This window comes from Bradyrhizobium sp. Arg816 (genome assembly GCF_029989365.1).
In the GTDB taxonomy this organism is placed as follows: Bacteria; Pseudomonadota; Alphaproteobacteria; order Rhizobiales; family Xanthobacteraceae; genus Bradyrhizobium.
Genome location: NZ_JAPRAQ010000023.1, coordinates 82030 through 104623 on the forward strand (window position 1 = coordinate 82030; position 22594 = coordinate 104623).

Consider the following 22594-nt stretch of genomic DNA (forward strand, 5'->3'; position numbering starts at 1 on the left):
AGACCCTCATGGTGAGGAGCGCGAAGCGCGTCTCCGGACGATGCTTCGCATCGCCGGGCGAACTATGAAGGCCCGGCCGATTCAGCTCGGCCTCGATCCTTCGAGACGCCGCTTCGCGGCTCCTCAGGATGAGGGGTTAGAGCACTCAAGACCCGGCAGCGCGAGCGCTTCATGCCTTGTCGTTCGGGTGCGGATATTCGCAGCGCCACCGCACCGCCTGCCACTTCGGATGGTCGCCGACCCATTGCGCGATATAGGGCGGCGCAGCCATCACGCATTGCCTGGGCGACCCCGCAAAGTTGAACACCAGGTGCTGCTCCTCGCAGGTCGCAGGCGAGAGCACCGCACACACAGTCACCACCAGGTCAATCGGGTTCATGCCGGGATCCTGTCGCAAGGGGACAATGGAGATTAGCACGAAAGATTACGTTCCGAGGAGCGGGAAGTTTCAAACGGACGGGATGTTCCCGCTCCCAGCGCGCAGGCAGAGGCGGAACAAACACCCTAGAAGTTTACCCCGAACACCAATCGCGCCTGATGACGCTCGAAATTGACGAGGTCGAGATTGCCGCCCGATCCGGCCGGGCGACCCCAGGCCTGCATGCTCCAGCTCAGGGTGAGCCGCGACTTCTCCGATAGCTGGAAATAGGCGGTCGGACCGACAAACAGCGCCTGCCCCGAGAACTCGCCGAGGCCGATGCCCTCATACTGGCGGAAGTAGCGCATCTCCCCACCGAGCAGAAAATTGGGGCGCACGCGCACCAAGCCGCCAAACGCCGCCCCGATCGTCGAACTCTTCTCGGACAGACCTGCCACCTCGAAGCGCGCCCATTCCGGCTGATAGATCAGGTTGAGCGCGCCGATGACGAAGTTCGGGACCAGCTCGCGGTCGAAAGCGAGCGTGAAATCGGTGCCGTACATCCGCCCCTTCGCGCCGCTGGTCTCGTCGATGCGATCGCCATGGAGTTCGGCGGCGACAGTCAATCCGAATGGCGCGCGCTCGCGGTCGAGCAGGCGGTAACGCAGGTCGAGCGAGGCGCCCTGGAAATTGAACTGGCGGCGGTCGCCGATATCAGGGACGCCGGTGATGTCATGCAGCGTGGCGGTGCCGCCGACCTCGATACGGAAGTTCGGCAGCGGCACGACTTCGATCTCGACCTCCTGCTGGAGGGCGCGATAGGTGCCGCCCTTGCCGAAGCGCCCTGTCGTTTGGGTCTGGAATTCGCGCTCACCGGGATTGCCGACGTCGGTGCCGATCATGAAGCCGAAGATGTGCTCGGTATCAAAGCTCTCTTCGGCACTGACACACGCCGGTGCAAGCGCAACACCGAACGCAATTGCCGTCCAGATCGTGTGGGCTCCAATGGGCATTGCGAACACTACCACGGCTTCGACGGCGTTCGCCATCGAAGCCGCGGCAGGTCGTCAGTCTTACTTGCGCGCAGCGCAGGCGTACATGTTGATTTCCATGCCGACCGGCACTTCCACGATCTTCGGAGCTTTCCAAGCCATTCGGGTCTCCCAAGGGTATTGAGCGCGACATCGCGCGGGGCAAAACCTAGGGCTGCGTCAGGTGCAGCGCAAGTCTGGAATCGAAGCGCAAACACAGCGAACTGTCGCATTATGCTCGCGAATTTCCCTCTCGGGCAAATCACCTTCGCTCCCAGTCAAGCGCCGCGTCTCTCACCGCAACAAGCGCAGCAGCGCGCGGCCGGCGCGCGAGTTCAGCTCCTTCGCATCCAGCGTTCCGTCCTTGTCGGGATTCGCTGCGTTGAAGCGCTGCTCCACCACCGCGAGATATTCGTCGAGCGTGAGAGTCCCGTCGCGATCGGGATCGGCGGCGGCGAGTTCTTTCGCCGTTAACCGTCCGCGCAATTCACGCGCGTCCAGCGTGCCGTCGTGATCGGGATCGAGCTTTGCGAACAGCGCGGCGGCCGCCTTCTTCACCTCGGCGAGATCGAGCGTGCCGTCATTGTCGGTATCGAACATCTTTACGGCGTTGCCGGAAGCAGCCCACGCGGGACCGGACAGCACTGCAATCGTGAGCGCAAGCGCAACTGAGCGACGTGAAATCATCAAACCCTCCTGACCAGACCCCGATTCGCACGGGATCGAAACGACATAAGTCTACAAGCGAGCCCCGGTTCAAGTCCGGAATTGCAACCTGCGCACCGCACAACTCGCGGAACCCGACTGCCCGAGCAGAGCGGCCGAAGCCGGCACCGCTTCATGCCACGGAATTTTTTCAGCGTCTGCGCACAAGTGAAAGTCGGTTGTCAGGTTTCCGTCAGGTGACCGGCATCTGGCATCCAACATATCGTCAGCGCGTTTACGACTTTCGTATTGACGGTTTTTGCAATCGGGCGGAGTGTTGCTACCGCAGCGTCAAAAGGCGCGCATATTGGGAGGAACGGATGAAACGCTTTGCGATGGCCGCGAGCCTCGTCATGCTTGCATCGACGTGTGCAAACGCCCAGACTACCGAGCAGCTGGTCAAGGGTGCGACCGATACATCGAACGTTCTCAACTACGGGATGGGCTACAATCTGCAGCGCTTCTCGACGCTGAACCAGGTCAACAAGGACACCGTCAAGAATCTCGTCCCGGTCTGGAACTACAGTTTCAACGACGATCGCAGCGAGGAATCGCAGCCGCTGGTGTACCAGGGCGTGATCTACGTGACCTCGCACAACGCCACCATGGCGGTCGACGCCAAGACCGGCAAGCAGATCTGGAAATCCAAGATCGAGTATCCCGCCGAGACGCCGCGTATCGTCTGCTGCGGCATCATCAACCGCGGCGCCGCCCTCTATGACGGCAAGGTCTTCCGCACCACGCTCGACGCCAACGTGATCGCGCTCGATGCCAAGGACGGCAAGGAGCTGTGGCGGCAGAAGGCCGCCGACATCAAGGAAGGCTATTCGATGACGGTGGCGCCGCTGGTCGCCGACGGCGTCGTCATCACCGGCATCTCCGGCGCCGAGTTCGGCACCCGCGGCTTCATCGACGGCTGGGATCCGGCGACGGGCAAGCATCTCTGGCGTACCCATTCGATCCCCTCGCCCGACGAGCCCGGTGGCGACACCTGGAAGGGCGACACCTGGAAGCTCGGCGGCGGCTCGACCTGGATCACCGGCTCCTACGACCCCGAGCTCAACACGGTCTATTGGGGCATCGGCAATCCCGGACCGTTCAACTCGGCGGTGCGTCCCGGCGACAACCTCTACACCTGCTCCGTGCTGGCGATGGATCCCAAGACCGGCAAGATCAAGTGGCACTACCAGTTCTCGCCGAACAATCCGTTCGACTATGACTCGGTGGCCGAGATGGTCCTCGCCGACATGAATGTCGAGGGCAAGCCGACCAAGGTGCTGATGGACGCCAACCGCAACGGCTTCTTCTACGTGCTCGACCGCACCAACGGAAAGCTGCTCGCGGCCAATCCTTACGTGAAGGTGAACTGGGCGACCGGCGTCGACATGAAGACCGGCAAGCCGATCGAGACCGACGTCACGAAGGACGCGCGCGACGGCAAGAAGGTCACCGTCTATCCGTCGATCCTCGGCGGCAAGAACTGGGAGCCGATGTCGTTCAATCCGCAGACCGGCCTCGCCTATGCCAACACGCTCGCCTTCGGCGGCAGGTACAAGACCGAGCCTGTCACCTTCAAGCAGGGCGAATGGTATCTCGGCATGGACCTCACCGACCTCTGGGAGTGGGGTGACGGCCCGCGCGGTCATCTGAAGGCGATCGATCCCATGACCGGCAAGGCCAAGTGGGAAGCGCCAAGCGACATCCCGCGCTTCTCGGGCGTGCTGTCGACCGCGGGCGGCGTCGTGTTCTCGGGCGCGCTGACCGGCGAGTTCGAGGCCTTCGATGCCGACACCGGCAAGAAGCTCTGGCAGTTCCAGACCGGCTCGGGCATCGAGGGACAGCCGGTGACCTGGCAGCAGGATGGCGTGCAGTACATTGCCGTCACCTCCGGCTATGGCGGCGTCTACTCGCTGTTCTCCGGCGACGAGCGGCTTGCCAAGGTGCCGCCTGGCGGCTCGCTGTGGGTTTTTGCGGTCAAGCAATAACCACGGCCCGATGCTGAAAGACATATCTCACAAGACGGTGGCGACGATCGCCACCGTCGCGGTGCTGACGGTCGCGCTTGCGGCGACCGTTCGTGCCGCGGACGATGCAACCGGCAATCCCGTGCAGGCACAGATCGACCATGGCAAGTCGACCTATGCTTCGAAATGCTCGCACTGCCACGGCCCCAACATGATGAATTCCGGCACCATCACGCCGGACCTGCGCGCCTTTCCCGACGACAAGACGCGCTTCGTCACCACGGTGAAGAACGGCAAGAACAACAAGATGCCGCCCTGGGCCGACATTTTGAGCGACGACGAGATCGGCAATCTCTGGGCCTTCGTCTCGAGCCGGAGGAAGCCATGAGACGCTGGCTGATCGCGTGGAGCGTTGCCGCGATCCTCGCGGCGGCGACCACCGCCGCGCGCGCGGCCGACGAGCCGCTGAAGGTCTGCCTCGATGAGGATCGGCCTCCGCTCTCGGTGCATCACAAGGGCAAGCCGGATTCAGGCTTCGACGTGCTGCTGGCGCAGGCGATCGCGGACCGGATCGGCCGGCCGCTGAAGATCCAGTGGTTCGAGAGCAAGCTGGACGAGGATTCGAGCCCGCAGCTCGAGGCCAACGCCTTGCTCTCGGACGGGCGCTGCTCGCTGGTCGGTGGCTATGCGCTGACGACGGATTCCCTCGTCAAGCCCGGCATGAAGACGGCACGCTTGCCGGATTTCACCGGGGCCACGCGCGACGACCGGCGCCGCCGCGTCGCGCTCGGCGTGCTCGCGCCGAGCCAGCCTTACGTCTATTCGCCGATGACGGTGGTACTCGGGCCGAAAGCGCAGGGCCGCAAGATCGGCGACATCGGCGATCTCGCCGGCCTTCGCCTTGCGATCGAGAGCGGCTCGCTGGGCGATGCCATCCTGATGACCTTCGACAAGGGCCGCCTGATCGACAGCATCACCCATCTCGTCACCGGCCGCGACGATCTCCTCGGCGCGCTCCAGCGCGGCGACTATGACGCGACGCTGATCGACCTCGGCCGCTTCGATGCCCACCGCGCCGCGCATCCCGACACGACGATCACCGCGTCGGGCTATTATTATCCGATCGGCGCCAATCGCGGCTATGTCGGGCTCGCCAGCGACGGCGCACTGATCGACGCGGTCAACAAGGCGCTGACCAGCCTTGCCGCCGAGGGCAAGATCGCCGAATTCGGCAAGCAGGCCGGCCTCACCTATCTGCCGCCGCGCGAGCCTGCGGTGCTCGGCGATGTCTGGGCGAAGATCATTCAAAGGTGACGGTCGTCCGACGCGGGGAGCGGTGGCGGGCGAGCGTATCCATTTACTCCGCTGTCATGCCCGCGACGCGGGCGATGACAGCGAGGGTGTGGCGTGGCCGTCGCCTCACGCGCTAAGGTGCGGGCGTTGTCCGGCGCTACGCGTCATGCTTCATCCGCCCCTTTGGTGCCCCGTGAATTCCCCGACCATCCCTTCTGCCACAAACTTGCGCGATCTCCTCTCCCGCGAAGTCAAGACCAGCGAGCTCCTGCGCGCGCTGATCGTCGTCGGCCCGATGGTCGCCGCCTATTTCATCTCGCGCGAGACGGCGCTGCTGAACCTGGGGCTCGTCGCGGTCTCGCTGCTTATTCCGGCGCTCAGGCAGCACTTTCCGCCAAAAGTCGTCGCGTGGCATTATCTCGCCATTCTCGTCACCTTTGCCGCGCTATTCCTTGCAGCTCCGGTCAAGCCGCTATTCGTGGTGCTGACGGCACTCGCCGGCTTCCTTGCGGTGGCGGGGACGCGCTATGGCGAACATTTCCGTACGCTCGGGAATTGGGTGTTCATCCCCGCTGTCTATCTCGCCTGCGAGGTGCGGGAGGGCGTGAGCGCCGCGGAAGCGATACGTCATGCCGGCGTGATCGTCGCCTCCTCTCCGATCGCGCTGGCGCTCGTCTGCGCTATCCAGATTTACGACCAGCGGCTGCGCGGCAATGCCGCGACCTCGTTCGGACCGCCCGCGGCCGAATGGTTTCTGCCCGCAGCAGCAACCGCCATGGCGGTCTTTGCCGCAGCCGCCCTGGTCGAGATCTTCAACCTCGCGCAGGGGCAATGGGTGATGTGGTCGGCCGCAAGCGTCGTGGTCGGCGACCTCACAGCGTCCACCGGCAAGCTGAAGCAGCGGGCGATCGGCGCCTTCGTCGGCGTGCCGCTCGGCTTTCTCGCGGGCCTTGCCCTGCCGCAAAGCCGCGTCGGCTACGCCATCGCGATTCTCGCGGCCACGCTCACGCTGATCTCGTTCTCCCGCTACATCGTCGGCTTCGGCCTTCGCTGCTTCTTCATCGCGCTCGCCGCGTCCTTTGCCGGCGGCGCCAGCGGCATCGCCGAGGAGCGCATCGTCAACGTGCTGATCGGTGGCACGTTCGGCCTGATTGCGGTGGCCCTGACCGAGATCGTCTGGCTGCGCGTCATGCGGAAGACCCGATCGCCCGGATGACGCGCAAATGGGCACCGCGCGGCCTTGTCGAATGCGCCAATCTGTCTCGCCTACCACCTCAGCCTGATGCAGTAGGGTCGGCAAAAATCAGGAGGGAATCATGCCCGCAAAATTCGATCGCCGCCACTTCATCGCCGCCGGTACCAGTGCACTCGCGATGCCCTTCGTCGCGCGCGGCGCCTTGGCGCAGGCCGCGTGGCCGTCCCGTCAGATTCGTATGATCTGCAGCTATCCCGCCGGCGGACAGACCGATTTGCTCGCGCGCGCCTATGGCGAATTCATCTCCAAGCAGGTCGGCAAGACCGTCGTCGTCGAGAACAAGCCCGGCGCCTCCGGCGCGATCGGCACCGCCGAGGTCGCACGCGCCGAGCCCGACGGCCACACCATTCTGTGCTCGATCTCGACCACCTACATCATGAACCGGGTCGTGATGAAGAATCCCGGCTACGACATGGACAAGGATCTGACGCTGGTCAGCGTCATTCCGGGCGCCGGCCTGTTGCTGGTCGCGAACCCCAAGACCGGGGTCAAGACGCTGGAGGATTTCGTCGCCTTCGCGCGCAAGAGTGGCAAGGTCAACTTCGGCACCTATAGCGCGGGCTCGGCCCCGCACATGACGATCAACGAGCTCAACAAGCAGTACGGTCTTTCCATCGAGCCGGTTCACTACCGCGGCGAAGCGCCGATGTGGACAGGGATGCTGGAAGGCACGCTCGATGCCGCAATGGGCAGCTACACGGCGGCGCAGTCCGTCCTGCAAAGCGACCGTGGCACCGTGTTCGCCGTGCATTCGAAGAAGGTCGACGCGATCCCCGCCATCAAGACCCTCCCGGAGCAGGGCGCAACGTCAAAATTCTTCACCGTGAGCGGCTTCTCCGGCTGGGCCGTGCCGAAGGCGACGCCGCAGCCGGTGGTCGACCGCCTGGCGGAGCTCTGCGTCGCCGCCAACAGCGATCCGAAGGTGAAGGAGGTTCTCGCGACCTTCGTGCTCGAGCCGGCCATCGGCTTCAAGGAGACCAATGCCCTGTATCAGCGCGAGTTGCCGATCTGGATCGAGAGCGCGCGGTCGCTCGGCCTCGAGCCGGCCTGAACCTTGCGCGGCGCGCGGGGCCGTCCCATCGCAACCCGGCATCCGACCAAAGCCTAGTGTCGGAACCGCATTTTCCCGCTATGATTGTGCGCCGGTGCCGGCCCCCCTCACCGGCGGACAAGAAAGGCCGATCGCATGACACCGGATGGCGTCGCCGTTGCCGTCATGATCATCCTGCTCTTTCCGATGGGCTATTTCACGCTGGCCTCGCCCGCCTTCCTGCTGGTGAAGCTCGATATCCAGCCCGTCACCCAGCTATTGCGTGGGATGTTCAACGCCCATTTTCTGGTGATGCGCGTGGCCGGCGTGATCGGGACGCTGGCTTTCCTGCTCGACGGCCGCCTGGTCGCCGCGATCGGCGTTGGCCTGCTTACAGCCTTGGCCATATGGGGGCGCGGCTGGTTCATGCAACGGATCGACGACCAGCTCAGAGCGAGGGACGCTGGCGATACTGAAGCCCTGCACCGGCTGCGCCGGCTGCATTGGAGCGGCATGCTGGGCAACGCGGTGCTGCTCGTCGCTCTCGTGACCAGCATTCCCTACGTCGCCATATCGGCCTGAGAGATATCGCCCCGCGGCCTGCGCCGGCTGTGGCGCTCGCCTAATGCTCGCCCGAGGCGGCGGCGCCCTGCTGGGCCTTGTGGATCGAGGACGGCACCACGCCAAAATATTTCCGGAACACGCGGCTGAAATGCGATGAGCTGGAGAAGCCCCAGGAGAAGGCGACGTCGGTGATGGTCTTGCCGCCGTGCGCCTCGAGCTCCTGGCGGCAATTCTGCAAGCGCGCCTGCCAGATGTAGTCGCTCACCGTGGTGCCGCGCTCGGAGAACAGCATGTGCAGATAGCGCTTGGAGCAGCCGAGCTCGGCGGAGATCTGGTCGATGCACAGATCCGGATCGCGCAGGTGCTCGCGGATGAAGAATTGCGCGCGCACATACATCGCCTCGGGCCCGACGCGATCGAACATCGTGTCCGCTTCGCGCAACGGCAGCAGCAAGAGGTCGATCAGCGAATCGGCGACACCGACCGCGCTGTTCGCCGAGAGCTTGGCCGCCTCGTCGAAGGTGGCATGGACGAAATCATGGGCGATCCTCCCCGTCCCGGTCTTCGCCGACAATTTGCAGGCCGGCATCCGCTGCGACGGGAATCCGCGGTCGCGCAGCAAGGCCTTCGGCACGATCACCACGTCGTGGCGGGTGAAGGCGGGGCTGATGATCGAATGCGGACAGGAGACGTCATAGGCGATGATGTCGCCCGGGTTCAGCTCGATATGGCGGCCCTCCTGCTCGAAATAGGACACGCCGTAGGTCTGGAAGTGGATCTTGATGTACGGGTGTTCATTGGCCTTGGCGCGCGCCAGCGTGTGCGCGATGCGATGCTGGCTGACCTCGATCTGGCAGAGCTTCAGACGCGAGACGCTTGTGTAGTCGATGCGGCCCTCGAGCGAGGACGCCTCGAGCGGATCGACGTCGAAATGCCCACACAGGCTTGTCAGCCCGTCGATCCAGCTCTGGATCTGCCGCTTCGGCGTCAAACCGGTCGTCGAGAGCGTGTGAATGGTGTCGGACATTAATCCAGCCGCTGGTTTCATCTGGAGATTCGACGCGAATCGCAACCAGCGCTGCCGGAGCCCTCAGCCATGATTGCGTGACGTTTACCTCGAATTTGAGCGGTCTGTTGAAACGAGCGCGATCGTTCCATTGCCACCCTTGACGGTTAATCCTCCGCCTTAGTTGCAGCGCCGTCAAGGGGAACCTGAGCGCCAAGGCAGTCGCGAAGCCGCGCGGAAGCCGCTGAATTCGCTACTGCAAAATCAAAAACTTCGCGTCCGTGCGCTGTCGAGCAAACCGGCTTCCCTCTTGGGCAAGTTTCCCGATGACGAAGTCGTTAGGGATTGCGGCAGGAACAACAAGAACGGGCCTCTCCTGCACGTGGACCCGTAGCTCTCATCCGGAGGAGGACACAGCACAGCATCGTTTCTGGTCCCAAACGTGACCGCCCTGCACGAGCAGACGCCGGACGAGAAGCCCGGTGATTAAGCAATGCTTCGGAAACAATAAACGAGACCAACGGAGGAATGACTATGCGCAAGGTGCTACTGGCGACCTTTCTTGGCTCCGCGGCGGCTCTCGCCGTCGGGAGCGCGTCAGCCAATGACGAAGTGCTCAAAATGTCCCAGAATCCCAAGGATTGGGTCATTCCGGCAGGCGACTATGCCAGCACTCGCTATTCCAAGCTGAACCAGATCAACGCACAAAACGTCGGCAAGCTCCAGGTTGCCTGGACCTTCTCGACCGGCGTGCTGCGCGGCCACGAAGGCGGCCCGCTGATCATCGGCAACACGATGTACGTCCACACGCCGTTCCCGAACAAGGTCTACGCTCTTGACCTTTCCAACGAGAACAAGATCATCTGGAAGTACGAGCCGAAGCAGGATCCGAACGTCATCCCGGTGATGTGCTGCGACACGGTCAACCGCGGCCTCGCTTATGGCGACGGCAAGATCATCCTGCACCAGGCCGACACCACTCTGGTTGCGCTCGACGCCAAGACCGGCCAGGTCGCCTGGTCTGTGAAGAACGGCGATCCTACTAAGGGCGAAACCGGAACCTCTGCGGCGCTCGTCGTCAAGGACAAGGTCCTGGTTGGCATTTCCGGTGGCGAGTTTGGCGTCCAGGCTCACATGACGGCTTACGATCTCAAAACGGGCAAGTTGGCTTGGCGCGGTTACTCGGAAGGCCCTGATGATCAAATCTTGGTCGATGCCGAGAAGACCACCGCTCTCGGCAAGCCGGTCGGCAAGGACTCCAGCCTCAAGACCTGGCAGGGTGATCAGTGGAAGATTGGCGGCGGCGCCACCTGGGGCTGGATCTCCTATGATCCTGAGCTGAACCTGATCTATTACGGATCAGGCAATCCCTCGACCTGGAATCCGAAGCAACGTCCGGGCGACAACAAATGGTCGATGACGATTTGGGCCCGCAATCCCGACACCGGCATGGCCAAGTGGGTCTACCAGATGACGCCGCACGATGAGTGGGACTATGACGGCGTCAACGAGATGATCCTCTCGGATCAGCAGATCAACGGCCAGCCCCGCAAGCTGCTGACGCATTTCGATCGTAACGGCCTCGGCTACACGATGGATCGCGCCACCGGCGAGCTGCTGGTTGCCGAGAAGTTCGATCCGAAGGTGAACTGGACCTCCGGCGTCGACATGGACAAGAACTCACCGACCTATGGCCGCCCGAAGGTTCTCGACGCGGCCTCGACCGAAAAGGGCGGCGAGGATCATAACACCAAGGGCATCTGCCCGGCCGCGCTCGGTACCAAGGACGAGCAGCCGGCAGCCTACTCGCCGGACACGCAGCTGTTCTACGTTCCGACCAACCACGTCTGCATGGACTACGAACCGTTCAAGGTGAGCTACACCGCGGGCCAGCCCTATGTGGGTGCGACGCTCTCGATGTATCCGCCGCAGGGTGAAACCCACATGGGTAATTTCATCGCCTGGGACGGCAAGACCGGCAAGATCGTCTGGTCGAACAAGGAGCAGTTCTCGGTCTGGTCGGGCGCGCTCGCAACCGCCGGCGGCGTGGTGTTCTACGGCACGCTCGAAGGCTACCTGAAGGCGGTCGACGCCAAGTCCGGCAAGGAGCTTTACAAGTTCAAGACTCCCTCCGGCATCATCGGCAACGTCACGACCTATGAGAACGGCGGCAAGCAGTACGTCGCAGTGCTCTCCGGCGTGGGCGGCTGGGCCGGCATCGGTCTGGCAGCGGGTCTGACCGATCCGACCGCCGGTCTCGGCGCAGTCGGTGGCTACGCGGCCCTCAGCAACTACACGGCACTCGGCGGTACGCTGACCGTGTTCTCGCTGCCCGCGGCGAACTAGCCCACCCTTCGTGTCGCTCCGGCGCGTGGATCAAATCCACGCGCCGGCTCGTCTCCGCCGAACGCCTTCGAGGATCATCTCTTGCGTAAAATCTGCTTTGTCATCGCTGCGACTATCTTCGTGACTTCGGGAGGAATTGCCGTTGCGGAAGGTCCGGGCGACCCGACCGCCGTCAAGAAGGAAGACGACGGAAAGTGGCTCGATAAGGAAGGAAACCCGACCTACAAGATTTCGGCCGACGGCACCGTGGACTGGTTCACCTATTCCGGATATCGCCGCTATCACTCCGACTGCCACGTCTGCCATGGCCCCGACGGCATGGGATCCACCTACGCACCGGCGTTGAAGGATTCGGTCAAGACCATGAGCTATGGCGACTTCCTCGGCGTCGTCGCCTCCGGTCGCAAGAACATCTCGACCGCGCAGGAGAATGTCATGCCTGCCTTCGGCGACAACCCCAACGTCGCCTGCTACATGGACGATCTCTACGTCTATCTGCGCGCACGCTCCGACGAGGCGTGGGGTCGTCAACGTCCCTCCAAGAAGGAGGAGAAGAACGAGGCCTACACCAAGGCGGAAGACGCCTGCATGGGCAAGAAATGAAGGTTACCAGGACCGATACCACCTCGTGGCGTCCTGCGAGAATTTGAGGAGTTTACGATGAAGACACGTGCCGCCGTTGCTTTCGAAGCCAAGAAGCCACTCGAGATCGTCGAAGTCGATCTGGAAGGACCGAAGGCCGGTGAAGTCCTGGTCGAGATCAAGGCGACGGGCATCTGCCATACCGACGCCTACACGCTCGACGGCTTCGACAGCGAAGGAATCTTCCCGTCGATCCTGGGTCATGAGGGCGCCGGCATCATCCGCGAGATCGGACCGGGCGTGACCTCGGTGAAACCGGGCGACCACGTCATCCCGCTCTACACGCCGGAGTGCCGGCAGTGCAAAAGCTGCCTGAGCCAGAAGACCAATCTCTGCACTGCGATCCGCGCGACGCAGGGCAAGGGCGTGATGCCTGACGGCACCAGCCGCTTCTCCTACAAGGGCAAGCCGGTCTACCACTACATGGGCTGCTCGACCTTCTCGAACTTCACCGTGCTGCCGGAGATCGCCGTCGCCAAGATCCGCGAGGACGCGCCGTTCGACAAGAGCTGCTACATCGGCTGCGGCGTCACCACTGGCGTCGGCGCCGTCGTCAACACCGCGAAGGTCACGCCGGGCTCCAACGTGGTCGTGTTCGGCCTCGGCGGCATCGGCCTCAACGTGATCCAGGGCGCCAAGATGGCCGGCGCCGACAAGATCATCGGCGTCGACATCAACGACTCCAAGGAGGATTGGGGCCGCCGGTTCGGCATGACCGAGTTCGTCAACCCCAAGAAGATCACCGGCGACATCGTCGCGCATCTGGTCAACCTGACCGACGGTGGCGCCGACTACACCTTCGATTGCACCGGCAACACCACCGTGATGCGCCAGGCGCTGGAAGCCTGCCATCGCGGCTGGGGCACCTCGATCATCATCGGCGTTGCCGAATCCGGCAAGGAGATCGCCACCCGCCCGTTCCAGCTCGTCACCGGGCGCAACTGGCGCGGCACGGCCTTCGGCGGCGCACGTGGCCGCACCGACGTGCCCAAGATCGTCGACTGGTACATGAACGGAAAGATCCAGATCGATCCGATGATCACCCACGTGCTCAAGCTCGAGGAGATCAACAAGGGCTTTGACCTCATGCACGAGGGCAAATCCATCCGTTCAGTCGTCGTGTTCTAGCTCGAAAGCGTCACACCCAAGGAGGATCGACCCATGACTGTTGCACTCCATCCCTCGATCGATAACGGCGTCAAACAGGGCAGCGGCAGCTTTGCCGGCGGCACGCTGGTCTGCAAATGCACGGACCACCCGGTCAAGGTTGCGGTGAAGGGCGACGTCGCCCATAACCACGCCTGCGGCTGCACCAAGTGCTGGAAGCCGCAAGGCGCGAACTTCTCGGTGGTCGCCGTGGTGCCGCGCCAGAACGTCAGCGTGACCGAGAACGGCGACAAGCTCCAGATCGTCGATGCCTCGGCGGTGATCCAGCGCCACGCCTGCAAGGCCTGCGGCACGCACATGTACGGCCGCATCGAGAACAAGGGCCACCCGTTCTACGGCCTCGACTTCATCCATCCCGAGCTGTTCCAGGAGCAGGGCTCGCAGGCGCCGCAATTCGCCGCCTTCGTCTCCTCCGTGATCGAATCCGGCGTGAAGCCGGAACAGATGGCAGGCATCCGCTCGCGACTGAAGGAAATCGGGCTCGAGCCCTATGACTGCCTGTCGCCGGCGCTGATGGACGCGATCGCGACCCACGTCGCGAAAGCCAAGGCTGCCTGAACAAGGCCGCCAGACCTTCGCCGTGCCCGTCCGCTCGCTGGCCCCGACCATCGCCAGCGAGTCGGACCGTGCGGCCGCCGACCAAATCGCTACGATGCCTCCGCTTCGCACATCGCAAGATGCGAGGGCCATGAGTTCCTCAGATGAGCTCCTCAGTCCTGGTCTCTGAATGACTGCGCAGTGCCGCCCACTTCCCCCTCGAAGTCCGCGGCTCTGCGTTTCTCCCTCCCTCGACTGAGGCATCCTGCTTCGTCCGCGCAGTCTCTGCCGGACGAAGCTTTTTTCGTCGTGCACATTTCGCAGGCGCAGGCGCGTGAAGCCGCGCCCTGCTTTTGACAACCTTCGTTGCAATCTTTTCCCTTCAAGAACACCCGGCTGTGAACGCCGGGCCGACGCGGTCTCTGCTACGATCGCGTCGTCACGATGCCGCGCGAATTCAATCAATCAAGAATAAGACGGGAGGTATCGAGCACATCCGGACATCACGATTCGCATTCCTGCTTGCTGCCGGGATCTGCCCGCGCAGGAGAACAGGCCGGGATGCGACGACACGACGAAACGGGCAGTGCGCCGACCTGTGTCGGCAATGTTGAAATCGACATGCTTATGAAGAGCGAGGGACCATCATGATCAAGGTGAAGATCAACGGCCAGGAACAGAGCTGGGACGGCGACCCGGATCTCCCGCTACTCTGGTTCCTGCGTGACGAGGCCGGGCTCACCGGCACCAAGTTCGGCTGCGGCCAGGCCCTGTGCGGCGCCTGCACCGTCATCGTCGACAAGGAGGCCGTGCGCTCTTGCATCACGTCGATCAACGACGTCGCCGGGCGCGAGGTGACCACCATCGAAGGGCTGCATCCGAACGGCGACCACCCCGTCCAGAAGGCCTGGCGCCAGGTCAACGTGCCCCAATGCGGCTTCTGCCAGGCTGGCCAGATCATGCAGGCCGCCGCGCTGCTGATGGAGAACCCCAAGCCGTCGCACGACCAGATCCGCGAAGCGATGGCCGGCAACATCTGCCGCTGCGGCTGCTACCAGCGCATCGAGAACGCGGTCCATCTCGCATCGACGGGAGTGTGACATGAATTTCATCGACAAACCCGGGAAGCTTCGTGGCTTCGAGAAGAACATTCGGGTCGAAAAGGTCTCGCGCCGAAGCATCCTGAAGGGGCTCGGCATCACCGGCGGCTTCGTGCTCGCGGCGCCCGTGATGTCGCGTCAGGCGTTTGCCTATGAGACCGGCGCTGGCAAGATGCCGCACGGCGTCGTGGTTGATCCGCGCGTCTTCGTTGCCGTTGCGCCCGACGGCACCGTCACCATCCTCGCCCACCGCGCGGAGATGGGCACCGGCGTGCGCACCAGCCTGCCGCTGATCGTCGCCGAGGAGATGGAGGCCGACTGGTCCAGGGTGAAGGTGCAGCAGGCCCATGGCGACGAGGTCAAGTTCGGCAACCAGGACACTGACGGCTCCCGCAGCACGCGGCATTATCTGATTCCGATGCGCCAGATCGGCGCCTCCGCCCGCACCATGCTGGAGCAGGCCGCGGCCAAGCGCTGGGGCGTGCCGGCGACCGAGGTCAAGGCCGTCAACCACGAGGTCGTCCATAGCGCCAGCGGCCGCAAGCTCGGCTTCGGCGAGCTCGCCGCGGACGCAGCCAAGCAATCGGTGCCGAGCATCGAAGGCCTCAAGCTGAAGGACCCCAAGGACTTCCGCTATCTCGGCAAGGGTCAGATCGGCATCGTCGATCTCCACGACATCACAACCGGCAAGGCGCGCTACGGCGCCGACGTGCGACTATCAGGCATGAAATACGCCGTCATCGCACGCCCGCCGGTGACCGGCGGCAAGCTGGTCTCGTTCGATCCGGACGCGGCGCTGAAGGTCCCCGGCGTCGAGAAGGTGATGCAGGTGCGCGGCTGGCCGTGGCCGTCGAAATTCCAGCCGCTCGGCGGCGTCGCGGTGATCGCGCGCAACACCGGCGCGGCGATCAAGGGCCGCGACGCGCTGAAGCTGACCTGGGACGACGGCGCCAACGGCAAATACGACTCCGTCGCTTATCGCAAGGAGCTCGAGGAAGCCTCGCGCAAGCCGGGCCTCGTCGTACGCCAGGAGGGTGACGCAGACGCTGCGCTGAAGGGCGCCGACAAGGTCGTCGTCGGCGAATACTATCTGCCGCACCTCGCCCATGTCAGCATGGAGCCGCCGGTGGCGGTCGCCGACGTCAAGGGTGACAAGGCGGAGATCTGGGCGCCGGTGCAGAGTCCCGGCGGCACCCGCGAGGACGTCGCCAAGACGCTCGGCATTCCCGAGGACAACGTCACGGTCAACGTCACGCTGCTCGGCGGCGGTTTCGGCCGCAAGTCGAAATGCGACTTCGCGCTCGAGGCCGCACTGCTGTCGAAGGAGCTCGGCGCGCCGGTGAAGGTGCAATGGACGCGCGAGGACGACGTCCGTCACGACTTCCTGCACACCGTCTCGGTCGAGCGGATCGAGGCGGGACTCGACAAGAACGGCAAGGTGATCGCCTGGCGCCACCGCAGCGTGGCCCCGACCATCGCCTCGACCTTCGCCGCCGGCGCAAATCATGCCGCACCGTTCGAGCTCGGCATGGGCCTCGTCGACATGCCGTTCGAGATCGCCAACATCTCCTGCGAGAACCCGGAGGCTGCGGCGTTCACCCGCATCGGCTGGTTCCGTTCGGTCTCGAACATCCCGCGCGCGTTCGCGGTGCAGTCGATGGTCGGCGAGATCGCGCAGGCGACCGGGCGCGACCAGAAGGAGACGCTGCTCGCGCTGATCGGCAGCCCCCGCATCGTCAAGCCGGCGGTGAAGGACTTGTGGAACTACGGCGAGCCCTATGACAGCTACCCGATCGACACCGCGCGCCTGCGCAAGGTGGTCGAGCTGGCCGCCGAGAAGGGCGAATGGGGCCGTCAGGTGCCGAAAGGCCACGGCCTCGGCATTGCCGTGCACCGCAGCTTCGTCAGCTACATCGCGACCATCGTCGAGGTGGCCGTCGACGAGAAGGGCAAGCTGACGGTGCCGCGGGTCGACACCGCGATCGACTGCGGCACCTATGTCAATCCCGAGCGCATCGCCTCGCAGATGGAGGGCGCGGCGATCATGGGGCTGAGTGTCGCCAAATACGGCGCGATCACCTTCAAGGACGGCAAGGTGGAGCAGAAGAACTTCGACGACTTCCAGGTCCTCAGGATGGATGAATCTCCTCTTGTCACCAACGTCTACATCGTCCCGCCCGGACCCGACACGCTGCCGAGCGGCGTCGGAGAGCCCGGCGTTCCGCCGTTCGCACCCGCGCTGATGAACGCGATCTTCGCCGCGACCGGAAAGCGTATCCGCAGCCTTCCGCTCGGCAAGCAATTGGAGGCTTAAGACGGAACATTGAGCGGCCTCGCGCCGTTTCTATCGATCTGACAGGAGCAGATCGATGATCAACATCTCAAAGGCGCTCGCAGTCTCGTTGCTGTCGGGCGCCTTTTTCATGACGACCACTTGTGCGTTCGCCCAAAGCAACACTGCCCCGCCGACCACCGCCACGCGCCCCACCGCACCGGACCAGAACTCGCTTCCCAACGCCGGCGCTCCGCCGCCTTCGACCACGCAGACCACCGGGCAGACCAGCTCCGATCCGAAGGTTCAGGAGATGAACCAGAAGGAAAAGGACAAGGTTGATCGGCAGGGGAAGTAGCGGTTCGGCGCCTGCGCCCACAAACCGCCGCTCGCCGTCATGGCCGGGATTGTCCCGGCCACCCACGACCTCCGCCGCGGCACGAAGAACATGGATGGCCGGGACAAGCCCGGGCATGACGAGTTCGTGGCGCGAGTGACAATCCTGACCGCAAACGCAAAATGCGGCGGACGTTGCCGTCCGCCGCATTTGCCCCCTGACGCTCCGCTTTGCGATCCGCCCGCGGAGCTTATTTTTTCAGCGCGAACACCCAGATGACGCCGCCCTGCGGCACATTGGATTCGATGCCGATATTGTTGGTCGCGAGCGCATCCTGGATGCGCTGCGCGTCGACGCCCCATCCCGACTGGATCGCGATGTATTGCGTGCCGTCGATCTCATAGGACGACGGCATGCCCATGATGCCGGAGTTTGTCTTCTGCTCCCACAGCAGCTCGCCGGTCTTGGCATTGAAGGCGCGGAAGTTGCGGTCGTTGGTGCCGCCGACGAAGACGAGATCGCCTGCGGTCGCCGTCACCGAGCCGAACAACTGCGACTTCGGGAAATTGTGCTGCCACACCTTCTTGCCGGTGACGGGATCCCAGGCCTGGAGCTCGCCGAAATGATCCGCGCCGGGCTTGGTCTTCAGGCCGATGTCTTCCGGCTTGGTGCCAAGCCAGAGCTCGCCGGGCTTGAGCGGAAGCTTCTCGCCGGTAAAGCCGCCGCAGAAATTCTCGTTGGCGGGCACGTAGACGAGGCCTGTCTTCTGGCTATAGGCCGCCGACGGCCAGTCCTTGCCACCCCACAGCGACGGACAGAACTCGACGCGCTTGCCGACGGCCGGCTTGTGATCGGGATCGACGATCGGCCGTCCGCTCTCGGCATCAATGCCCTTCCAGACGTCGGTGGAGACGAATGGCCAGCCGGCGACATAGTTGATCTTGCTCGGCGTGCGCTCGAGCACCCAGAAGATCGCGTCGCGGCCGGGATGGACCAGGCTCTTGATGTTGCGCCCATTGCGTTGCAGGTCGATCAGCATCGGCGCTTCGACCTCGTCCCAGTCCCAGGAATCGTTCTGGTGATACTGGTGATAGGTCTTGATCTTGCCGTTGCTGGGATCGAGCGCGAGCACCGACGAGGTGTAGAGATTGTCGCCGGGGTGCATCTCACCGGGCCACGGCGCGGCATTGCCGACGCCCCAATAGATCGTCTTGGTGTCCTTGTCGTAATTGCCGGTCATCCAGGCCGAGCCGCCGCCGTTCTTCCAGTCGTCGCCCTGCCAGGTGTCGTGACCGGGCTCGCCTTCGCCCGGAATGGTGTAGATCCGCCACAGCTCCTTGCCGTCTTTGGCATCGTAGGCGGCGACATAGCCGCGCACGCCGAACTCGCCGCCGGAGCCGCCGACGATGACCTTGCCGTCGATGATCAACGGCATCAGGGTCATGTACTGGCCCTTCTTGTAATCCTGGACCTTGGTGTCCCACACCACCTTGCCGGTCTTGGCGTCGAGTGCCACGACGTGGTCGTCGGTGGTGGCGAGATAGAGCTTGTCCTCCCAGAGGCCGACACCGCGGCTGGTCGGGTGCAATTGGAATAGATCGTCGGGGAGCTGCCGCTTGTAGCGCCAGTACTCGTCGCCGGTCTTCGCGTTCAGCGCGATCACCTGGCCCATCGGGGTCGCCACGAACATCACGCCGTTGTTGACGATCGGCGGCGCCTCGTGGCCTTCGACCACGCCGGTGGCAAACGTCCAGACCGGCGTGAGATTCTTGACGTTCGAGGTGTTGATCTGGTCGAGCGGGCTATAGCCCTGCCCGTCATAGGTGCGCCGATAGAGCATCCAGTTGCTGGGTTCCGGATTTTCCAGCCGCTGCGCGGTGACGGGAGAATAATTCTCGATCGGGCCGGCGCCGGCGGCGGTCGAGGCAAGACACGTGAAGGCGACGAAGCCGGACAGTAACCATTGCTTCCTGGTCATGGAAGTTTTCATGGACGTTCCCCTTTTTCATCCGTTTGAATTCTTGTTTTGAATTCTTGTCGTTCGTCCCGTCGTCCGCCCCTCGGCGGATGCGGCCTCTCGTGACGCGGGCATAACCCGCACCGTCCATCATCCTGGCTGCACGCCACCTACCTTTCCGATGAAGTTGCCGGCGACGCTGAGCGAACCGTCAGCCAGCGCGAGCGGCAGGGCGGCGAGACGCCGCGGCGCCGGGCCGAACACGACCTGCGCGCCCTCGCGGGGATCGTATTCGGAGTTGTGACACATGCACTTGAACACATCCTTGTCGCCGACATCGCTCTTGACCCAGGCGGTGACGGGACATCCGGCATGCGAGCAGATCGCCGAATAGGCCAGGATGCCGTCGACGGCACGCGCGCGGGTCTTCTCGTCGAGCTCGGCGGGATCGAGTCTGACGATCAGGATTTCGTTGAGGCGCGAGGCGCTGCGCACCACCGATGTGTTGGGATCCTTCGGCCACGCATGGACCGGCGGTCCACCGGCCGGGAGATCGGCCGCGGTGATGAGCTTTCCCCCCTGGTCGCCTTCGGAGAAGACGAGGAGATCACCCTTCTGCGGACGTTCGTCGGAGCCTGGCGGATCCTCGCCCGCGCGCGCCTGCGTGGAACAACCAAGGCAGGCGGTCGTGGCGAGCGCGCCAAGCAGCAGCGTTCGCCGCGTCTGTTCTATGCCCGCGTCGACTTCAGGTTCCGCGGTGCTCTCGGAGGACGATGAGGAAGTGGTGTTGAATGATGCGCGCGACATGCACGTTAGCAGGCGCTGGAACTCTGCCGAAAAAAAGGCGGAGAATTGGCGCCGCAGCACATCAATATGTCTTTGCTCGCTTTGGTTGAACGCAAATGAATGCGTTCCAGCGCATATTTGCAATTGCAACGTCGCGTCGCGCGATCGGCATGATGATTTTGCAGATCAGACCGATGATGCCGGAATTGGTGCAACGCGTTATTGGTCGCGCAGCGCAACCTCGGAGCGATACAACTGCACGTTTTGCAGGCAGACTTGCTGTCGTCAGGACCGGAGCACGTGACGCGGCGCAGCGATGCGGCCGGCGATGGTCGCCGACGCCATCTCAAAACTGTCGGCGATGCGACGCGCCTTGTCGATGAAGAGCGCGGCCGCCGGCGGCGGACAGACCTCGCGCGCGGTCTGTTCGAACAGATCGAGCCAGCGGTCGAAATGATCGCCGACCAGCCTGAGCGGCACATGCGCCCGCATCGGCGAACCATGATAGCGGCCGCTCATCAGCACGACCGACGACCAGAAATCCCTAAGTTTGGCGAGATGCTCGTCCCAATTCTGCACGATCGCAAAGACCGGCCCCAGCAGCGCATCCTCGCGCACGCGTCCGTAGAAGCGGGTGACGAGCTCCCCGATCATCTCCTCGGTGATCCCGGTGCGCTCGATCGCATCCTGGGTCAGCAGGTTCCGCCGCGCGGCCGCCGCCTCGCGCTCGGCCTTCAGTCGATCCGACATGTCCTTCGTTATCCGTTCCGTTGTTCCCGCGGGCCGCCCGTTCGACATTGTCGGGCCAATTGCGCGCGGCGTCTTTGTCGCAGCGCAAATTGCGGGATCGAGCGGCGGGCGTTTCGAGTCCGGCGCCCGCACCTTGATCAGAATCGTAGGGTGGGCAAAGGCGCACTTGCGCCATGCCCACCCTCTCTCTCCAATCGCGACAATGGTGGGCACGCTTCGCTTTGCCCACCCTACGGCACCGCGGGTCCTTAGCACCCGGCTCCGTGATTAAGTACCGTAGCTGTAAAAGCCCTGCCCGGTCTTGCGGCCGAGATGGCCGGCATCGACCATTTCCTTGAGCAAGGGGGCCGGACGGTATTTGGGGTCGTTGAAGCCCTTATAGAAGACCTCCATCACCGAGAGCATGGTGTCGAGCCCGACGAGATCGGCGAGCGCCAGCGGCCCGATCGGATGGTTGCAGCCGAGCTTCATGCCGGCGTCGATCTCCTCGGCGGTCGCGATCCCTTCCTGGAGCGCAAAGATCGCCTCGTTGATCATCGGGCACAGGATGCGATTGACGGCGAAGCCGGGGCTGTTCTTGGCCGTGATCGCCACCTTGCCGACCCGCTTGGCGAAATCCAGCGCCTTGGCGTGGGTGTCGTCGGAGGTCTGCAAGCCGCGGATGAGTTCCAGCAGCGCCATCACCGGCACCGGGTTGAAGAAGTGCATGCCGATGAAGCGATCGGGACGATCGGTTGCGGCGGCAAGCTTCGTGATCGAGATCGAGGAGGTGTTGGTCGCGAGCAGCGTGCGCGGCGACAGCGTGGCGCAGAGGTCCTTCAGTATCTTGACCTTGAGCTCCTCGTTCTCGGTCGCGGCCTCGATGACCAGGTCGCAATCGGCGAGCTTCGCGCGATCGGTGGTGCCGGTGATGCGCTTGAGAGCCGCCTCGCGATCGGCCGCCGACATCTTCTCCTTCTTGACCAGGCGCTCGAGGCTGCCGCCGACGGTCGACAGCCCGCGGTTCACCGCCGCATCGGAGATGTCGACCATCACGACCGAGAGCCCGGCCGCGGCACAAATCTGCGCGATGCCGTTCCCCATGGTCCCTGCCCCGATGATGCCAACCGTGTTGATCATTGCCGCGTATCCTTCATCCTTGCGGGCGTGCCAGACGGCCCGGCCCCATTGTTCCTGCATCAGGGTCTAGCACCGCCGCCGGGCGGGTGCGACCTGATCCTGCCCTTCCATAAAGCATCCGAGGCGGGAATAAAGCCGCTCTTCCGTCGCTAAAGCGTACGATTTGGCATTCCTGCGGGCCACGTGGGCCCGGTTTTGCGTCAGGTCCCGCCCCCGGGACGAGGCCCGCGGCGCAAAGAGGACCCGGGCGCCGGCCCTGGGGCATTCCGGCCTCGGCCACACAATGGCCCTTTAGCAAAAATAGAATTTCGGCTAAATGGCAATAGGATGCACCGTTACACTCTTGTGACATAGGCCACACCGGCTTCGTGCCCA

The 22594-nt window shown here is 63.7% G+C and carries 22 protein-coding genes; 13 read left to right on the forward strand and 9 right to left on the reverse strand.

Annotated elements, in window-relative coordinates; genetic code table 11:
• Positions 1–169: 169 nt before the first annotated feature.
• The 4 genes from OWC48_RS36375 to OWC48_RS36390 form a co-directional block, all read right to left on the reverse strand.
• Positions 170–379, reverse strand: coding sequence for a hypothetical protein (locus tag OWC48_RS36375; protein WP_014493627.1), 210 nt, complete (start codon positions 377–379; stop codon positions 170–172).
• A 125-nt stretch (positions 380–504) separates the two neighbouring features.
• On the reverse strand, positions 505–1407 hold the full coding sequence (locus OWC48_RS36380) for a hypothetical protein (protein ID WP_282524305.1): 903 nt from the start codon (positions 1405–1407) through the stop codon (positions 505–507).
• A 24-nt stretch (positions 1408–1431) separates the two neighbouring features.
• Positions 1432–1512: a pyrroloquinoline quinone precursor peptide PqqA gene (gene pqqA / locus OWC48_RS36385; protein WP_012029362.1), complete on the reverse strand. Its 81-nt coding sequence runs from the start codon at positions 1510–1512 to the stop codon at positions 1432–1434.
• Positions 1513–1683: 171 nt separating this feature from the next.
• The gene (locus tag OWC48_RS36390) at positions 1684–2076 is read right to left on the reverse strand and encodes an EF-hand domain-containing protein (RefSeq protein ID WP_063981985.1); all 393 of its coding nucleotides are present in this window, start codon (positions 2074–2076) and stop codon (positions 1684–1686) included.
• Between the two features lie 338 nt (positions 2077–2414).
• Between OWC48_RS36390 and OWC48_RS36395 the strand changes: the two genes are divergently transcribed.
• The 6 genes from OWC48_RS36395 to OWC48_RS36420 all read left to right on the forward strand — a co-directional run bounded on the left by OWC48_RS36395 (position 2415) and on the right by OWC48_RS36420 (position 8218).
• A complete protein-coding gene (locus OWC48_RS36395) occupies positions 2415–4079 on the forward strand; it encodes a methanol/ethanol family PQQ-dependent dehydrogenase (RefSeq protein ID WP_282524306.1) in 1665 nt (554 codons plus the stop codon).
• A 10-nt stretch (positions 4080–4089) separates the two neighbouring features.
• A complete protein-coding gene (locus tag OWC48_RS36400) occupies positions 4090–4446 on the forward strand; it encodes a cytochrome c (protein WP_014493623.1) in 357 nt (118 codons plus the stop codon).
• On the forward strand, positions 4443–5372 hold the full coding sequence (locus OWC48_RS36405) for an ABC transporter substrate-binding protein (RefSeq protein WP_282524307.1): 930 nt from the start codon (positions 4443–4445) through the stop codon (positions 5370–5372). Before OWC48_RS36400 ends, OWC48_RS36405 begins: the two co-directional genes overlap by 4 nt.
• Before the next feature lie 205 nt (positions 5373–5577).
• Complete coding sequence (locus OWC48_RS36410; protein ID WP_282524308.1) at positions 5578–6567, forward strand: FUSC family protein; 990 nt, start codon at positions 5578–5580, stop codon at positions 6565–6567.
• Between the two features lie 100 nt (positions 6568–6667).
• Positions 6668–7657 carry a tripartite tricarboxylate transporter substrate binding protein gene (locus tag OWC48_RS36415; RefSeq protein ID WP_282524309.1) on the forward strand — a complete coding sequence of 330 codons (990 nt, stop codon included), beginning with the start codon at positions 6668–6670 and terminating at the stop codon, positions 7655–7657.
• 135 nt (positions 7658–7792) lie between these two features.
• Positions 7793–8218, forward strand: a complete 426-nt coding sequence (locus OWC48_RS36420; protein ID WP_282524310.1) for a hypothetical protein — start codon at positions 7793–7795, stop codon at positions 8216–8218.
• 40 nt (positions 8219–8258) lie between these two features.
• Here the strand turns inward: OWC48_RS36420 and OWC48_RS36425 are convergent, their stop codons facing one another.
• Positions 8259–9227, reverse strand: coding sequence for a helix-turn-helix domain-containing protein (locus OWC48_RS36425; RefSeq protein WP_014493617.1), 969 nt, complete (start codon positions 9225–9227; stop codon positions 8259–8261).
• A 513-nt stretch (positions 9228–9740) separates the two neighbouring features.
• On the opposite strand from OWC48_RS36425, the gene xoxF5 reads away from it, so the two are divergent.
• The 7 genes from xoxF5 (at position 9741) to OWC48_RS36460 (ending at position 17628) form a co-directional block, all read left to right on the forward strand.
• Positions 9741–11552, forward strand: coding sequence for a lanthanide-dependent methanol dehydrogenase XoxF5 (gene xoxF5, locus OWC48_RS36430; protein WP_282524311.1), 1812 nt, complete (start codon positions 9741–9743; stop codon positions 11550–11552).
• 81 nt (positions 11553–11633) lie between these two features.
• Entirely contained in the window at positions 11634–12155 is a 522-nt protein-coding gene (locus tag OWC48_RS36435; RefSeq protein WP_306664624.1) for a c-type cytochrome, methanol metabolism-related, read from the forward strand.
• Between the two features lie 57 nt (positions 12156–12212).
• Entirely contained in the window at positions 12213–13322 is a 1110-nt protein-coding gene (locus OWC48_RS36440) for an S-(hydroxymethyl)glutathione dehydrogenase/class III alcohol dehydrogenase (RefSeq protein ID WP_014493614.1), read from the forward strand.
• A gap of 33 nt (positions 13323–13355) precedes the next feature.
• The gene (gene gfa, locus OWC48_RS36445) at positions 13356–13919 is read left to right on the forward strand and encodes an S-(hydroxymethyl)glutathione synthase (RefSeq protein WP_282524312.1); all 564 of its coding nucleotides are present in this window, start codon (positions 13356–13358) and stop codon (positions 13917–13919) included.
• A gap of 626 nt (positions 13920–14545) precedes the next feature.
• Entirely contained in the window at positions 14546–14998 is a 453-nt protein-coding gene (locus OWC48_RS36450) for a (2Fe-2S)-binding protein (protein ID WP_014493612.1), read from the forward strand.
• Between the two features lies 1 nt (position 14999).
• A complete protein-coding gene (locus OWC48_RS36455) occupies positions 15000–17312 on the forward strand; it encodes a molybdopterin cofactor-binding domain-containing protein (RefSeq protein WP_282524313.1) in 2313 nt (770 codons plus the stop codon).
• 55 nt (positions 17313–17367) lie between these two features.
• Positions 17368–17628 carry a hypothetical protein gene (locus OWC48_RS36460; protein ID WP_282524314.1) on the forward strand — a complete coding sequence of 87 codons (261 nt, stop codon included), beginning with the start codon at positions 17368–17370 and terminating at the stop codon, positions 17626–17628.
• Between the two features lie 229 nt (positions 17629–17857).
• Here the strand turns inward: OWC48_RS36460 and OWC48_RS36465 are convergent, their stop codons facing one another.
• The 4 genes from OWC48_RS36465 to OWC48_RS36480 form a co-directional block, all read right to left on the reverse strand.
• Positions 17858–19585 carry a methanol/ethanol family PQQ-dependent dehydrogenase gene (locus tag OWC48_RS36465; RefSeq protein WP_282524344.1) on the reverse strand — a complete coding sequence of 576 codons (1728 nt, stop codon included), beginning with the start codon at positions 19583–19585 and terminating at the stop codon, positions 17858–17860.
• Between the two features lie 129 nt (positions 19586–19714).
• Complete coding sequence (locus tag OWC48_RS36470; RefSeq protein ID WP_282524315.1) at positions 19715–20371, reverse strand: ubiquinol-cytochrome c reductase iron-sulfur subunit; 657 nt, start codon at positions 20369–20371, stop codon at positions 19715–19717.
• 264 nt (positions 20372–20635) lie between these two features.
• Positions 20636–21100, reverse strand: a complete 465-nt coding sequence (locus OWC48_RS36475; RefSeq protein WP_282524316.1) for a group III truncated hemoglobin — start codon at positions 21098–21100, stop codon at positions 20636–20638.
• A 267-nt stretch (positions 21101–21367) separates the two neighbouring features.
• Entirely contained in the window at positions 21368–22219 is an 852-nt protein-coding gene (locus OWC48_RS36480) for a 3-hydroxybutyryl-CoA dehydrogenase (protein ID WP_282524317.1), read from the reverse strand.
• Positions 22220–22594: the final 375 nt, after the last annotated feature.

What these genes read in the sequence shown, in the direction of transcription:
- gfa (WP_282524312.1), top strand. Translation starts at nt 13,356, where the DNA reads ATGACTGTTGCACTCCATCCCTCGATCGATAACGGCGTCAAACAGGGC.
- OWC48_RS36375 (WP_014493627.1), bottom strand. Translation starts at nt 379, where the DNA reads ATGAACCCGATTGACCTGGTGGTGACTGTGTGTGCGGTGCTCTCGCCT.
- OWC48_RS36455 (WP_282524313.1), top strand. Translation starts at nt 15,000, where the DNA reads ATGAATTTCATCGACAAACCCGGGAAGCTTCGTGGCTTCGAGAAGAAC.
- OWC48_RS36475 (WP_282524316.1), bottom strand. Translation starts at nt 21,100, where the DNA reads ATGTCGGATCGACTGAAGGCCGAGCGCGAGGCGGCGGCCGCGCGGCGG.
- OWC48_RS36395 (WP_282524306.1), top strand. Translation starts at nt 2,415, where the DNA reads ATGAAACGCTTTGCGATGGCCGCGAGCCTCGTCATGCTTGCATCGACG.
- OWC48_RS36420 (WP_282524310.1), top strand. Translation starts at nt 7,793, where the DNA reads ATGACACCGGATGGCGTCGCCGTTGCCGTCATGATCATCCTGCTCTTT.
- OWC48_RS36470 (WP_282524315.1), bottom strand. Translation starts at nt 20,371, where the DNA reads ATGTCGCGCGCATCATTCAACACCACTTCCTCATCGTCCTCCGAGAGC.
- OWC48_RS36480 (WP_282524317.1), bottom strand. Translation starts at nt 22,219, where the DNA reads ATGATCAACACGGTTGGCATCATCGGGGCAGGGACCATGGGGAACGGC.
- pqqA (WP_012029362.1), bottom strand. Translation starts at nt 1,512, where the DNA reads ATGGCTTGGAAAGCTCCGAAGATCGTGGAAGTGCCGGTCGGCATGGAA.
- OWC48_RS36390 (WP_063981985.1), bottom strand. Translation starts at nt 2,076, where the DNA reads ATGATTTCACGTCGCTCAGTTGCGCTTGCGCTCACGATTGCAGTGCTG.
- OWC48_RS36405 (WP_282524307.1), top strand. Translation starts at nt 4,443, where the DNA reads ATGAGACGCTGGCTGATCGCGTGGAGCGTTGCCGCGATCCTCGCGGCG.
- OWC48_RS36415 (WP_282524309.1), top strand. Translation starts at nt 6,668, where the DNA reads ATGCCCGCAAAATTCGATCGCCGCCACTTCATCGCCGCCGGTACCAGT.
- xoxF5 (WP_282524311.1), top strand. Translation starts at nt 9,741, where the DNA reads ATGCGCAAGGTGCTACTGGCGACCTTTCTTGGCTCCGCGGCGGCTCTC.
- OWC48_RS36460 (WP_282524314.1), top strand. Translation starts at nt 17,368, where the DNA reads ATGATCAACATCTCAAAGGCGCTCGCAGTCTCGTTGCTGTCGGGCGCC.
- OWC48_RS36450 (WP_014493612.1), top strand. Translation starts at nt 14,546, where the DNA reads ATGATCAAGGTGAAGATCAACGGCCAGGAACAGAGCTGGGACGGCGAC.
- OWC48_RS36400 (WP_014493623.1), top strand. Translation starts at nt 4,090, where the DNA reads ATGCTGAAAGACATATCTCACAAGACGGTGGCGACGATCGCCACCGTC.
- OWC48_RS36465 (WP_282524344.1), bottom strand. Translation starts at nt 19,585, where the DNA reads ATGACCAGGAAGCAATGGTTACTGTCCGGCTTCGTCGCCTTCACGTGT.
- OWC48_RS36440 (WP_014493614.1), top strand. Translation starts at nt 12,213, where the DNA reads ATGAAGACACGTGCCGCCGTTGCTTTCGAAGCCAAGAAGCCACTCGAG.
- OWC48_RS36380 (WP_282524305.1), bottom strand. Translation starts at nt 1,407, where the DNA reads ATGGCGAACGCCGTCGAAGCCGTGGTAGTGTTCGCAATGCCCATTGGA.
- OWC48_RS36425 (WP_014493617.1), bottom strand. Translation starts at nt 9,227, where the DNA reads ATGTCCGACACCATTCACACGCTCTCGACGACCGGTTTGACGCCGAAG.